The 14,640-nt window shown below is 32.5% G+C and carries 13 protein-coding genes and 1 tRNA gene; 7 read left to right on the forward strand and 7 right to left on the reverse strand.

What is annotated here, in order from left to right:
* Position 1 precedes the first annotated feature (1 nt).
* A complete protein-coding gene (locus tag ES724_RS05395; RefSeq protein WP_146930585.1) occupies positions 2–775 on the reverse strand; it encodes a diadenylate cyclase in 774 nt (257 codons plus the stop codon).
* A gap of 29 nt (positions 776–804) precedes the next feature.
* The gene (gene folP, locus ES724_RS05400) at positions 805–1,629 is read right to left on the reverse strand and encodes a dihydropteroate synthase (RefSeq protein ID WP_146930588.1); all 825 of its coding nucleotides are present in this window, start codon (positions 1,627–1,629) and stop codon (positions 805–807) included.
* Between the two features lie 97 nt (positions 1,630–1,726).
* Between folP and ES724_RS05405 the strand changes: the two genes are divergently transcribed.
* The 7 genes from ES724_RS05405 to ES724_RS05435 all read left to right on the forward strand — a co-directional run bounded on the left by ES724_RS05405 (position 1,727) and on the right by ES724_RS05435 (position 6,505).
* Positions 1,727–2,272 carry a DUF1599 domain-containing protein gene (locus ES724_RS05405; protein WP_146930591.1) on the forward strand — a complete coding sequence of 182 codons (546 nt, stop codon included), beginning with the start codon at positions 1,727–1,729 and terminating at the stop codon, positions 2,270–2,272.
* Between the two features lie 13 nt (positions 2,273–2,285).
* On the forward strand, positions 2,286–3,380 hold the full coding sequence (locus ES724_RS05410; protein WP_146930594.1) for a BT_3928 family protein: 1,095 nt from the start codon (positions 2,286–2,288) through the stop codon (positions 3,378–3,380).
* An 18-nt stretch (positions 3,381–3,398) separates the two neighbouring features.
* Positions 3,399–4,154: a triose-phosphate isomerase gene (gene tpiA, locus ES724_RS05415; protein WP_146930597.1), complete on the forward strand. Its 756-nt coding sequence runs from the start codon at positions 3,399–3,401 to the stop codon at positions 4,152–4,154.
* Entirely contained in the window at positions 4,154–4,987 is an 834-nt protein-coding gene (gene prmA / locus ES724_RS05420) for a 50S ribosomal protein L11 methyltransferase (RefSeq protein ID WP_146930600.1), read from the forward strand. The genes tpiA and prmA overlap by 1 nt, the downstream gene beginning before the upstream one ends.
* 53 nt (positions 4,988–5,040) lie before the next feature.
* Positions 5,041–5,319, forward strand: coding sequence for an ATP-dependent Clp protease adaptor ClpS (locus tag ES724_RS05425; RefSeq protein ID WP_146930603.1), 279 nt, complete (start codon positions 5,041–5,043; stop codon positions 5,317–5,319).
* A gap of 322 nt (positions 5,320–5,641) precedes the next feature.
* Positions 5,642–6,301, forward strand: coding sequence for a M57 family metalloprotease (locus ES724_RS05430; protein WP_317129750.1), 660 nt, complete (start codon positions 5,642–5,644; stop codon positions 6,299–6,301).
* A gap of 130 nt (positions 6,302–6,431) precedes the next feature.
* A tRNA-Arg gene (locus tag ES724_RS05435) sits at positions 6,432–6,505 on the forward strand.
* 377 nt (positions 6,506–6,882) lie between these two features.
* Here the strand turns inward: ES724_RS05435 and ES724_RS05440 are convergent.
* The 5 genes from ES724_RS05440 to ES724_RS05460 all read right to left on the reverse strand — a co-directional run bounded on the left by ES724_RS05440 (position 6,883) and on the right by ES724_RS05460 (position 14,035).
* A complete protein-coding gene (locus tag ES724_RS05440) occupies positions 6,883–10,653 on the reverse strand; it encodes a YobI family P-loop NTPase (protein ID WP_146930606.1) in 3,771 nt (1,256 codons plus the stop codon).
* 353 nt (positions 10,654–11,006) lie between these two features.
* On the reverse strand, positions 11,007–11,342 hold the full coding sequence (locus ES724_RS05445; protein ID WP_146930609.1) for a hypothetical protein: 336 nt from the start codon (positions 11,340–11,342) through the stop codon (positions 11,007–11,009).
* A gap of 10 nt (positions 11,343–11,352) precedes the next feature.
* Positions 11,353–11,979: a hypothetical protein gene (locus ES724_RS05450; protein WP_146930612.1), complete on the reverse strand. Its 627-nt coding sequence runs from the start codon at positions 11,977–11,979 to the stop codon at positions 11,353–11,355.
* A 224-nt stretch (positions 11,980–12,203) separates the two neighbouring features.
* A complete protein-coding gene (locus tag ES724_RS16995; RefSeq protein WP_146930615.1) occupies positions 12,204–12,491 on the reverse strand; it encodes a helix-turn-helix domain-containing protein in 288 nt (95 codons plus the stop codon).
* 227 nt (positions 12,492–12,718) lie between these two features.
* Positions 12,719–14,035: a tyrosine-type recombinase/integrase gene (locus tag ES724_RS05460; RefSeq protein ID WP_146930618.1), complete on the reverse strand. Its 1,317-nt coding sequence runs from the start codon at positions 14,033–14,035 to the stop codon at positions 12,719–12,721.
* Positions 14,036–14,640: the final 605 nt, after the last annotated feature.

The following is a 14,640-nucleotide window of genomic DNA, read 5'->3' on the forward strand; positions in this document are numbered from 1 at the left end:
ATTAAGTAAGATCCTCTCTCAATTTATTTACCAACTCGTTTGTGTCTTCAAAGATCACAAATTCACCGTCTTTCAGGTAGGAGATCTGTCCGTTTTCCTCACTTACAACCAATGCTAAAGCATCAGTTTTTTCAGTAATTCCAACTGCGGCACGATGTCTAAGTCCAAATCTAAGAGGGATAGATCTATCGTTAGAAACTGGTAATATTACTCTGGTTGCCGTTATCTTATTGTCCTCAATAATCATTGCGCCATCATGAAGTGGGGAATTTTTAAAAAATACAGACTCAATGATCGGCTGATTTAAATCAATATTCATGGCGTCTCCAGAAATTTTAATAAAATCTAGTTTTGTGCTTTTTTGTATTACAATAAGTGCCCCCGTGTAAGATCTTGCCATGGCTTCACAGGCTTTTACTATTGCGTTGAGATTTGTTTTTATTTGAGTGTCGTCCTTTACAAACTTGAATTGTCTAAAAAATTTCCTTCTCTGCGTGAAATTGGTAGAACCAATCATCAATAAGAATTTCCGTATCTCTTGCTGAAAAACTACAATTAACGCAAACATTCCTACGCCAATAAATTCTCCCAGAACACTGCTCAAAAGTTCCATTTGAAGCAATTCTGTAAGCTTCCACATAAGGTATACGATCACGATACCAATAAAGATGTTTACGGCAACCGTCCCTTTTACAAGTTTATATAAATAGTAAAGTAGTATTGCAACAAATACAATATCTACAATATCCAGAATACGAAGGTTTAAGAAATCCAAATTTTAAGGCTTTATGTAAAAATAGAAAATTAGAATGTAAGCTGACTCATTAATTTAATCGATTCCACAGCTTCCTTCACGTCATGCACACGTAAAATACTGGCTCCATTGGCAATTGCCATAGTATTTAAAACTGTGGTTCCATTAAGGGCTTCTTGTGGCGTGCAGTTTAGGGTTTTATAAATAGTCGATTTTCTGGAGAGACCTGCAAGAATTGGGAGCCCTAGGCTTTTAAGTTTTCTGAGATTAGAAAGTAATTCAAAATTCTGTGTAATATTTTTAGAAAAACCAAACCCAGGATCTACGATTATATCATTTATCCCCATTGCTCTTGCAGCTTTTATCCTTTCTGAAAAGTAAAATAGAATCTCTTGAGTAAGCTCAGTATATTCATTCAGATCTTTCATGGTTTGCGGTGTGCCTCTCATATGCATCATAATACAAGGCACTTGAAAATCGGCTACTACCTGCATCATTTTTTCATCCAGATTTCCGGCAGAAATATCATTTACTATCGCTGAACCTGCTTCCAGGGCTTCCGTAGCAATTTTACTTCTAAAAGTGTCTATAGAGATAATACTTTCCGGGAAATTTTTAAGAATTGCTTCAATAGCTGGAACTACACGATCTAATTCTTCGGTTTCAGAGATGTCCTCGGCGCCAGGTCTAGTGCTGTATCCTCCAATATCAAGAAATGTTGCTCCTTGTTCCAGCATTTTTTCAGCAGTTTTAAGTAAAGCGCTTAGAGATGTTTTTCGACTTTCAGAATAAAAAGAATCTGGTGTGGTGTTGAGTATCCCCATAACTTTTGGGGTAGTTAAGTCTATTAAATTACCTTTACAATTAATGGTCATGATCGAATTTATATTATTTCTTCTGAAAAGAGGATGCTAAATTAACTTTGACTATCTAAATTATTTGCCCGAAATTTACGCAAATTAGAATAGTTCTATGAAGGATACCTCAAAACAATACGATGCGATAATTAATACTTGTCGTGAGTTATTTGTAAATAAAATGAAAGATTACGGTTGTGCATGGCGCATTTTAAGACTTCCGTCTTTAACAGATCAAATATTCATAAAAGCACAACGTATAAGAGGGCTTCAGGAAAATGAGGTTAGAAAAGTAGATGAAGATGAGAAACCAGAATTTATTGGGATCATCAATTATTCTATAATGGCATTAATTCAGTTAGAAATGGGAATTGCAACCCAACCAGATCTTTCGGTAGAAGAGGCGATGAGACTTTATGATGAAAAGATCGATCTGGCCAAGGAATTAATGGAAAACAAAAATCACGATTATGGAGAGGTATGGCGTGATATGCGTGTGAGTTCTTTGACAGATCTTATCATTCAGAAATTGCTTAGAGTTAAACAAATTGAGGATAATAAAGGCAAAACACTCGTAAGTGAAGGTATAGATGCGAATTATCAAGACATGATAAATTATGCGGTTTTTGCCATGATTTTAATGGAAGAAGCCACTGCTTAAAAACAAAGATAACATGAAGATATTAGTTGGGGTTGCCAGGATTTTTGTGGGGATTTTATTTATGATCTCCGGATTTATAAAACTGGATGACCCAATTGGTTTTTCATTTAAACTTCAGGAATATTTTAGTGCACAAGTTCTAGATATGGAGATCTTGGTGCCATTCGCCTTAGTAATCGCTATATTTCTAGTTGTTTTCGAATTGGTGCTAGGGATCATGCTAATTATAGGATACTTGCCAAAATTCACGCTTTGGAGTCTCTTGATAATGATCGTGTTCTTCACATTTCTAACATTCTATTCGGCATATTTCGACAAAGTTAAGGATTGCGGATGCTTTGGAGATGCTTTGCCGCTTACACCATGGCAATCTTTTTATAAGGATGCAGTATTGCTGGGGCTTATTTTGCTTCTGTTCTTTAACAGGAAGTTGATTATTCCAATATTGGCAGTAGCTTCTCATAGATGGATCATTTTTCTTTCGTTTATGCTCAGCTTTATTTTCGCTTATTATGTGCTTATGCATTTGCCGCTTATAGATTTTAGAGCCTATAAGGTGGGGAATAATTTGCTTGAAGAAATGGAAACCCCGGAGAATGCTGAAAAAGCGGTTTATGAATATAGGTGGAAATTTAATCAGAATGGAGAAGAGGTAATTATAAAAAATTCCGGAACTTATCCTAATGTTGAAGGTGAGTATTTAAGTGTAGAAACGTCTTTAGTTTCTGAAGGATTTAAGCCGCGAATCCCTGATTTTTCTATCTTAAAGAATGGAGAAAATATAACTCAGGAGATCTTGAATAAAGATAAATTATTGCTAATTGTGGCTTATGATCTAAGAGGCACTGAGAGAGATGGATTTAGCGCCATAAAGGAATTAAGTGAAGAAGCTTTAAAACAAGGATATACCGTAGTTGGCTTAACAGCCTCTGGAGATGATCTTAAAGACGATATTATTTCTAAATTTAGTTTGAACTTTGATTTTTATCAGAGTGACGAAACAGTATTGAAAACAATTGTTAGAGCAAACCCAGGGATTCTGACATTGAAAAATGCTACAGTAACTCAGAAAAAACATTGGGCAGACGCTTCAGAAATAGAATTATAAAAAATTAAAAAGAAAATTATGAGAAAAAATATAGTTGCAGGAAACTGGAAGATGAATAATGATCTGGCAGAAACTCAAGAATTAATTTCACATTTAAAGCTTCAGATGGTGAAAGAGCCAACGGCTAAGGTTTATGTGGCACCTTCTTTTGTGAATTTATATAATACATTTCAGTCACTTAAAGGAACTGTGGTAAATGTAGCAGCTCAAAATATGCATTATGCAGAGAATGGGGCCTACACAGGGGAGGTTTCAGCAAAGATGCTAAAGAGTATTGGTGTGAATACAGTGATCTTAGGGCATAGTGAGCGTAGAGCTCTTTTTAACGAAACCGATGAATTGCTTGCTAAAAAAGTAAATGCAGCACTAGAAAATGATATGGAGATCATTTTTTGTTTTGGAGAAGAACTAAAAGACAGAAAATCCGATAAGCATTTTGAGGTTGTAAAAGAGCAGTTAGAAAATGGCTTATTTCATGTAGAAAAAGATGCGTGGAAGAATATTGTTCTTGCTTACGAGCCAGTCTGGGCAATTGGAACAGGGGAAACTGCATCTCCAGAACAAGCACAGGAAATGCATAAATATGTAAGAAGTTTGGTGACAGATAAGTTTGGGAAGGATATAGCTCAAGATGTTTCTATTTTATATGGTGGGAGTGTGAAACCTAATAATGCAGCAGAAATCTTTGAGAAAGAAGATGTAGATGGCGGTCTTATTGGTGGAGCCAGTTTAAAAGCAATAGATTTTTTGAACATTGTAAACTCATTTAGTTAATGTTTAATTACTTAGAGTTTCAATTCAAAATAAGCCCTTTACAGCCAGGTTCAGAGATATTGATCGCAGAATTGGGTTATGCAGGTTTTGAGAGTTTTGTTGAAAACGAAGATGGAATCACTGCTTATATTCAGTCTGAAGAATATAAGGATGGAATATTGGAGGACATTCAGATCTTGGAGTCAGATGAGTTTGAGATCAGTTTTATTTCTAAAGAGATCGAGCAAGTAAATTGGAACAGCGAATGGGAGAAGAACTTCAATCCAATTATAGTGGCAGACAAATGCTCTGTAAGAGCACCTTTTCATGTTAAACCGGATACCGAATATGATATTATTATAGAACCAAAAATGTCTTTTGGGACCGGGCATCACGCGACAACGCATATGATGCTTCAGCATTTTTTGAATAATGAATGGGAAGGGAAATCGGTGCTGGATATGGGCTGTGGGACTGGGGTTTTGGCAATTCTTGCTGAAATGAAAGGAGCTTCAACTTTGGATGCAATAGATATAGATAACTGGTGTTATTTAAATACTTTGGAAAATGTAGAGCGTAATAATTGTAAGAACATTAACGTTTATGAAGGAACGGCAGAATTGTTAGAAGGCAAACAATACGATGTGGTGATTGCGAATATCAACAGAAATATACTTTTGGAAGATATCCCTACCTATAGTAAATGTTTGTCTAGTGGAGGCAAACTTTTTTTAAGTGGATTTTATACTGAAGATGTTCCAGTGATAGAGAAAGTTTGTAATAAAAATGGACTGAAATTTGAAACTAAATTAGTTGAAGATAATTGGACTGCAGCAAGTTTTATAAAAGAATAATTTGTAGGAATTCGTATCTTTACAACTGAATATAAATATATAAGCATTTGGAGATGAGCACGAAAGAAGAAGTATTAGAGCAAAAGGAAACTGCAACTAAAAAAAACAAAAATCATGAGATTGTGTTGTTCAACGATGAGTATAACACTTTCGATCATGTTATAGAAACCCTTATGTATGCTTGCGACCATACTCCAGAACAAGCAGAGCAATGTTCACTCTTGGTACATTACAAAGGTAAATGTACGGTGAAAACCGGCCCTTATAATGATCTAAAGCCAAGATGCTCGAAATTACTAGAAGCAGGATTAAGTGCAGAAATAACTGATTAAAGTTAATTTTCTCATAAAATGGCATCGTATAAAGCAATATTTTTCCTACAAGCAAGATAATTTTCATAAGTTTAAGGGATAATAATTGAGGATTTCGAAACACCTTGAAAATTATAACAACTAAAACCTACTTATGAGAATTAACAAATTGATTTTATTCCTTGCGGCAGCAGGGATGATTTTCACTTCCTGTGAAAAAGAAGATTTAACCACTTCATCTAGTGAAGAAGTTTTAGACATGAGCTCTTAAATTCCAGAATCTGTACTGCAAAAAATTGCAGCCCTACATTTTAATCCAAAAGGAGCGGAAGTTGGGAAAATTATGCTTCCCGATGGTAGTTTCGAAAAAACATATATTGTAGAAGGAGATATAGCATTAAGCGCTAATCAACTTAATAATATGAGTCCTAGTAATATTCAGGATAAACAATATCGCACTAATAACTTAGTAAGCAATAATAGAACAATAAATGTAATAGGGTATACAGGTGGTTCTCAAGCCTTGAGTTCTAAGCAAAGAACAGCACTTCAGTATGCTATAAATAATTATAATGCATTAAATATTGGATTGTCTTTTACCCTAACTTATGGAACAAACTATAACTCTTATGATATTGTTGTTTACCAGACAAGAAATGGTCAAGGCGGTGGGGTAGCGGGATTTCCAAGTAATGGGAACCCATACAAATTTGTTCAGATTTATGATGGAATGGAGCAGTATAGTGTAGACACCAATGAGCATGTAATGACGCATGTAATGACGCATGAGATTGGACATAGTTTAGGAATGCGACACACAGACTGGTTTAGCCGTCAAAGTTGTGGGCAATCTGGAGAAGGTGCAGGATCTGATGGTGCTGTTCATATTCCAGGAACTCCAACAGGTTTCGATTCTACATCTATTATGTTAGCTTGTTTTGGAGCTAATGAGGATGGAGAATTCAATGCTAACGATCGTACAGCTTTCGAATTTTTATATTAAAACTTAACTAAACCAATAAGGTGTTTCAAAATCTTAAGTGAGCGTCCCCAACGCTCACTTTTTTTATTTAAAAAAGTGAGCGAATATTTCTCTTATTTTAAAATAAAACATATATTTGCACCCGCAAAAAGGCCTCGTGGCGCAACTGAATAGCGCACTTGATTACGGCTCAAGAGGTTGCTGGTTTGAATCCAGCCGAGGTCACGAAATTAAATCCTAACTAACTTATTACTAAGTGGTTAGGATTTTTTTATATTCAAATGTGACGTTTTTTGTGTCGCTTTACCCTCTTTATTGTAAATATTAGGTGTTTATTTAATCGTGTTCGAACACCATATAGTATAAAATTGAGGTACGCATATTAAAACCTGTAAATCTTGTATTCTCAGGGGTATCAGACACCTGTCAATTTAGAATGATATAAGCGCTAATAGTGAACCTATCAAAATTTTGAAATTTTTTTATGTGGTATCATGTTTTAAATAAACGGGATTTTTTTTAGTCCTCTTATATAAGAAAGGATACACAGCGCAAAGATGTAACAATAAGTCTAATAATTTATTTAGAGGAGGGGAGGAGTTCTATTTCTTGGCCTGTACTTTTATCCATTCCTCATCTTTAAAAAATGTGTGGGAAGATATTATATCTAATTCCTCAAGTTTTTTGACTAATTTAAGATTTTCTGTGGAATTTTTAATTTTAGCCTGTTTCAAGCTCTGAACCATCCTTGAAGGTTCCCCACCTAATTTTCCAACTATAGCTCTAATCTGTGAGATAGAATAATTTTCAATATTTTTATTTAAAAGAGATATTTTTTCATTCTGATTGGAGCTATTTTTAAATAGTTTTTCTAAAAATATCGGGGTAGTCTTTCTATTTGCTTTATTAAAGTATGAAATGGTTTCTTCTGCTAAAACTTTATTGCTAACCAGTAAATCTATTTCTAGGGACTCTAAAAATTTAATTTTATTGGTAAGATTGGTTCTTTGAGGATTTTGTAGAATGGTTAGAACCTCATCTTTTTCAAGGGGGTATTGATTAGGGTTCTCAAAATATATATCCCAATTTTTTTGTATTAGCGTTAGGTGTAAGGGAGGGGAATGTATTTTTGAACTATGAAAGTAATCCTCAGATAAGATTATGATATGTTCATTTATTAAAATTACCAGCTGGTCTTTGCTAATATTTTCTATTTCCAAGTTCTCCCATTTGTGTTTTATTGAGTTCATTAAATTTCCATAGATGTCTATTTTTAGAGCTTGGTTATTAATTATGGCATTCGCTAGTCCATATTTAATGTCAAAATCATCTTCTGTTTTCGTGTCTATAAGAATCAAATTGCTTAAAGTCTCTGCGACTCCTTCAATTTGAAAAAATTCAACAAGTGGATGGGGAAGTTTTTCTGGATTACCAAAAGCAGAATAGTAGTCCAAGACGTTTTCCCAATTTATTTTAGTATGTACGGTTTTTAGTAATAGCTCCTTGGAATCAGCATCATAGATTTCACACAAATTATCTATAATATTTTTTGATTGGAGTAAAATATCTTCTTTTTGAAATATAGTTAATTCCTCCTCATCCATTAAATATTTTAATGTGCTTTCTGATTCTTCTGTGTTTCCTTCGAGTTTGAAGAAGACTTGCTCAATATATTCTGAAATCTCAGATTTTATGTATTCAATGAAATTATCATTTTTAGAGTTCAAAATGCATGTTAAATTCTGCATTCCTATTAATGGAATTAAAGATTTGGATTTATTGATTTTCTGAAAAACAAAATTAATATTTTCAATATTAATTTTATACCTATTATTTTCAATTAAGAAATCTACAAAATCGATATTATCAGATTTTTGCAAGATTGAAATATTATGGAATTCAAGGTTGAGGTCAGTTACGATTCGTTTAGTTACATGAAGATTTGGATGTGCCATAAAATATTCAAGACCTATTTTATTTGATTCAATAAAATTTATTAAATCTGAATGGTTTGAAAGTATTTTAATGTCTTCAGAATTTGAATTACTAAGAATTAATTGAAAAAATTTTCTAATGGTGTTTTCATCATAATTATTATTCTCAATAAATTCCCATACAGAATGCCATTTCTTAATTATCACGGAAAAGAGAATGTTGCTTTTAGATGAATTTTTAATGAAATTTTCCAAAAACATTATAGAATTTTCTTCAGTCTTACTTATCAGAATTACAATAGAATCAATTTGTTCTGAGTATTTAGTCTGGTCTTCTAAAAGGTACTCCAGAAGATTGGTATTTAGTATTGATTTTTGACTAAAGTATCTTAAAGGGATTCTATTAATTAACTGCTTAGGGTGGCTCAATGACTGGTTAATGTCATTTTCCATTTCATTAATTACATTGAGCAAAAACTTAAATTCATCTTGCGATATGTCAACATCATAAAAATGTGATATGTAATTGTGATAATATTCATCGATGTATCCATTCCTAAGAAAAAATATTATAAGTTTTTCATTTTTCAAATCTGAATTCTCAGGAAGAAATTTTGACGCCCCTTCAGTATTGAGAATTTCTCTCAAACTTGTAGAACTTAGTTTGAGTTTTTGATTTTTAAATGAAGTAATTTCTTTTCTGTTCTTCTCAATTTTCCCATCGGTCAGTTTTTTTACTTTTTCTTCTCTTTCTTCATAAGTAAGACTTGAATGTATCTTGTTTTCGAATTGGTCAAACTTATATTCCTTACTACTCCTACTGGCTTGATTTTGAAAATTCAGACCATATCCAAAAATACGACTAGCTTTTCTTAATTTTTCGAAATTTTCTTCTTTATGCAGTTCAGACAGATTTATATTTGTCCCATCTACATCTATATAAGAAGGGGAAGGTGAACCTGTTGTTAAAAGTAAAGCACCAACATAAATACTCCTTAATTCTTCTAAATTTTCACTGAGAGTATGGGTTAAATCTTCATTTTCCTTTAGAAGCTTGTTTATTTTAAAGTCAATTTCATTTTGTAACCCTTTAATATAGTCAGCCTTCTGATTTATAAATTTATATAATTTACCAGTGTTAAGATTTAAATTATTAAAATCCTCTGGTTCCATATTCTTATAAATAATCAGAGCTAAGAGTTTATCTTGGTCTGGAATATCTGTTAAAGTTTGACGATAAATAAAATATTCGTTACTGATGTTAAATAGCATCCTCATATCATTTATGAAGAGAGAAACCTCTTCAATGAACTCATCAGTTGGTATTGGAAAAGAAGTTTTTGCATTCGATGATGTTTCTTGATTTTGATTGACAGCCTTTAAATTTAGAACAGGTTTTTGTAAATTCTCTTTAAGTTTTGCTTTTGAATTGGAATAATTAATTAATGGAATAACTGGGATGGATAAGTCAAAAAATTTAGTTCGTTCTTCACCACGAAATATGTCATCTCTTACTGCATATAGGAATTTAATCTTTTTTGAACAGGAAGGAGAATTGTTTATTAGACTATTAATTTCTCTAAGTTTAGAGAAAATTTGGGTATTGTCAAATCGGTCTAAATCTTCGATGACGATTAAATCAAAATGGTTTTTCTCAAAAAAGTAAAGAACCTCATCAAAATGCTCATTTAGAATCGACTCATCGACATTTTTACCAATATCTATTTCACCTTTTAAACTTATACGATTAATCTTGGAGTTGTTTAAGAAGCGAATAATCTTCGGAGTTAGAAAAAATAAACCTACAAAAAATATTGAAAAAAGCATAATTCCTTCTAAAAATGGCGCTTTCTCATAGTTCCAATTTACTGGATTTAGAATTTTTCCGAAGCCATTGTTGATAATTATAAAAATACTCGTGACCCACAATATAATTAGCGATGATGTAAAAAAAAGATTCCAAGGTGAAAAGTGTATAATTCTCTTAATTCTAGAATCTGGTAGTCGACTAGGTTTGACGTGATAAATAATTTGTTGAAGAATGCTAAGTTCTAACAATTTCTGAAAATCTTGGTTCTCATTGGCCTTGCTGAAATTGTGAACATGCTCTGAATCCTTAAAAGAAGCCAATGAAATTTCCAATATTTTCAAATGCTTATTTCTTAGGATGAATGTCTTAATGATACTGCTCTTCCCCGACCCGTAAGGACCTGCTAATGCAATGTTACTTATGTCGTCATTTTGGACTGCTTCTTTTAAGGAGTCCAAATACGAGTCCGCTGTATTGTCTTTAATAATTGTAGGCGATAGAGGAGTCAAGTTTTTGCTCTGAGGAGAAAGAATGGAATTTAATGAGGAGATATATCTTTCTAGAGGAGAATTAAGCCAAAGAAGAATTCTTAAAAGAGTTTCTTTAAATTTATTATTTGATAAAATCATTCAACGAGAGTATGGATTATTGGTAGTAAAACTAGTTAAAAATAATAGAAAACTTGCAAACCCTACCGATTAACTCTTAGGCCTATTACTTGATTTTTTTAAATGAATTTTCTTACACTATAACAAAGTAGGTTTTCTATCTATAATAAGAAGAGATTTGAGTTCACATGAATCTTGAAGGAATAAACACTTACCCTATAAGGTCAGAATCATAGGCTTGCTTCGTTCTAAGAGACTTTTATGAAGAATATGGAGTAATGTATAATTCAATTTTTTCTCCAAGTATGAGCCAGTGAAATAGAACAAAAAAAACAAATCCGGCATTGCCGGATTTGTTGATTAATGCACACGCTTTAAAGAATAAAAGCATAACTTACTTTCCTCGTATCACCAGATTTGGATTGTTCTAAATAAGATACATCAGCCTTCTGGTATTGGTTCTCAATTTGAGAAATTATATCTCTCTCTGCATCTACATTGTATTTGTTAAATACAATACTGAAATGAATTTCTAGTTCAGTTGAAAGTAAAATTTCATTCACAATTACCTTAACCTCATCGGGTTCAAGGTCATAATTTTTTGGTTCGACATGGTTAATCTCAGAGTCAACATGAATGGTATCACCATTATCAATGAATTGAAATGAATCAACTATTTCTGATTTGAATGTTTTTGTAATTTCTAGCATATTTAAATTTTTAATTAATTAATTTTTGCGGATTTTTCATAAGGTAATCCACACTTCCACCTATATTATTGACTTGTTCACAGTAAAGACGATAATGACGTGTGTCATCTAGATATTGGTCAAGTATTTTTTTTAGAGGTTTCCTCAGATATTTGGTGTCATGGTCGGCTAGGATGTGAACGTGGTTCTTTCCAGAAGCATCAGACTCAACACAGCCGATGAAATGTACATCCGACAATGTAGTTTTCACCTCATCAAACAGTGTGGTATGGTATTCTAAGTCATAGAAATCTAGGGTAGTCCAAGATACATTTGTCTTCCACTCATAATCATATATGGTTCGTTTCTTACGAGGTTTTTCTAATTTAAACGAATCAAGAATCCTATAACTGATATAGTATCTTCTCCCTTTTCGATAAATCAATCCCTGGTCATTGTATTTATTATAAACTTTTGCAACCATTCCCTTAAGGCTACGGTAACTAATGTTTTTTAATTTTACGATGTCTTTTAATTTAAACCACTTTTGAAACTTATTATCATATATATTTTTAATAATACTGTTGTATTCTAATTGAATAGTATTGTCATTCTTAGAAGTATTTACGCTTATTATGTTATTATATTTATCATTCATATTATCTATCTATTACTATATACTCTATATTATATTCTCTATCTCTAATATATAAATAGGACATGCTTTGTAAGTCATACCTTCCTTAAATACATACTTTGAAAAGGGCAAAAAGCCAATAAATTTTTTGAGATTTAAATACCTGATTCTCAATTGTTTGCTATTTTTTAGCTTTTGATTTGAACCTTCGCTACAGAAAATAGCTAATGATTCATATTGCCCCTTTAGGTTGTGATTTTCGTTAAAGCTTTGTCTATTTCGGTTTTTTTGAAATAGACTCTGCTTCCGATTGAGTAACAATTCAGAATTCCATTTTTCGTCCAATTGTGCAAAGTCCTAACGCTGACGTTTAGAAACTTTGCTGTATCATTTTTCGACATAAGGTCGTTCCCAACCTCAACGGAATTACCCTTAAGATTCATAATCAGTTCTGATATTGTTTTCTTTATGCTATTTGAAAGTTCTTCGGATGAAATATTTTCGATTACAACTTGTGTTTTTCTTGGTATCATTTTGCCTTAATTTTCAACAAACTTATTACAAATATTTCAAATAAAAAAACTGTAAATTGTTGTGATTCAGATAGTTACGGGAATAATATTATTACCTAATGAATTAAGTGATAATAATTTTGTTCGATTATGGTTATAAAGTTCTGAGAAATAAGTGAGTACAAATTATTATCAAAAAAAAAGCTGGTAATAGATTTATTACCAGCTCTTTAGGGGGTGTATGAAAATTATTGAAAAAATTTATATTTTGATATTTTCTGAGCCTTTTGTAGGTCATTTACCTTTATATAGTTGTAAAAAGTACGCTCTTGCGTGTGACCAGAAATAGCCATTATGTCAATTGTTGGGATACCCGATAAATATCCATTTGTGCAGAAACTTCGTCTAGCGGTGTGATTTGTAATAAACTTGTATTTGGGAGCTGTAGTGGTGTCTTTTTTACCCCCCTTGGTTATGGTCTTGCAAGTGGATTCATCTACACCAGCAATTTCACCTATAATTTTTATTGAATAATTTATGAATTGGTCTGGAATTCGAGAAGGGGTAGTTCCACCATTCCTTTTTAGGATTTTTCTTACCATTGAATTTATTGGGATGGTAATAGGTTTATCACCTTTTTTCATAGACAACCTAAAAAACATAGTTCCATCAGAATCCTCAAATAAGTGTGATTCATTCAGATTATTAAAATCACTTACTCGTAACCCAGTACTACAACCTATCAAGAACAAATCTCGTGACTTTTCCAACATTTGTCGTGTTATTCTAACACCATTTTCAATCTTACCTTTGAATGAAGATAAGTCAGCATTAGAAATCCTTTCTACTTCAGACTGTGTTAAAAAGATATTGTCAATCAATTCGGATGGCTTTCTAAAATATCTTGTGCTGTAGTCAAGATTCTTGTTGAACTTCTTTTCTGTAGCGCTGTTTAAAATAGTTTTAAGAATTTTTATTTGGGTTCCAACATAATTAGAGCTGTAATTTTGACCATAACCCCAATTTAGGAAGTCATCATAAAACGTCAATGTTATTTGGTCATAATCTATATTATATTCCTCATCGTTAAATCTTTTAAAAATATTATAGGCATTGGTATAGGTTCTACGAGTACCTGAGCCTAGAGGTTTCCCCGTGGAAGGCGATGGGTGAGTTTTATAATGATTTATGAACCAACTAAAAAAATCTAGGAATGAAAGTAAGATATCATCTTCTGATTTAGGTTTGTTTCTATTAAAGAAGACCTCGCAATATTCCTTTAGGACGTCGTTGTTTACAACCGATTTTTCAGTCAGTGCCAATTTTGTGTAATGATTTTCAATACCTGTTTGGAGTTTATTTAATTCATTATTAACCTCAGTTTTGTATTTTTCACCAATAACATTTTTGATTCTCATCTTATTAGAATCCCAATTTTTTAGACTTTGAATTGTTAAGCCTGTTCCATATCTGAACCTGTTCCCTTTACCATAATGAAATTCGATTTGAATTTTGCCACCATTCCCAGTGGCAGATTTCCTTATGCGGTATTTTGTAGTTGCCATTATCTTAATTTTAGCTAATATAATAAAATTTGTGACATTAATTGTGACACTTTTTATTTCTTCATGTAGCTTTGAGGTGTATTATGAATAGTAGCGTTGAGGTTCAAATTTCCTATCATTGCTGTCTTAGGGTTTATTTTGATTAGGAAATGATAAGAAATAGGATGAACATTACGGAATTGATTTGTGACCCAGCCGAGGTCACTCAAAGCAGAAAGTCTCCACAATCGTGGGGACTTTTTTATTTCCGGAAAACCGAGTTTGCTCAAGGTTTTGGAGGAAATAAAAATTCATAACGCCTAAAGGGCGTGGAGACTTTCTATTTTCAGGTGGGAGCTTAAGGGAAATGCAACACTATTTCGGCCGAGGTCACTTAAATAAACCCCAATAACTTATAGTTATTGGGGTTTTTGCTTTAACTACTATATTTTCAATTCTAAGTTTATAGACGTTAGTTAATTGATTATCTTCTTTTTATGGATCATGACTAATTGTTGTGTTTATGCAAAAATTGTGGTTAATCTGTAGAGGAAGAATTCTACATTTTTTACTCCTCTGAACTGTGCTCTAAAGGCTTTTATTTTTGCGTTGAATGATTCTGCTGA

The organism is Gillisia hiemivivida (assembly GCF_007997295.1).
Lineage (GTDB): Bacteria > Bacteroidota > Bacteroidia > Flavobacteriales > Flavobacteriaceae > Gillisia > Gillisia hiemivivida.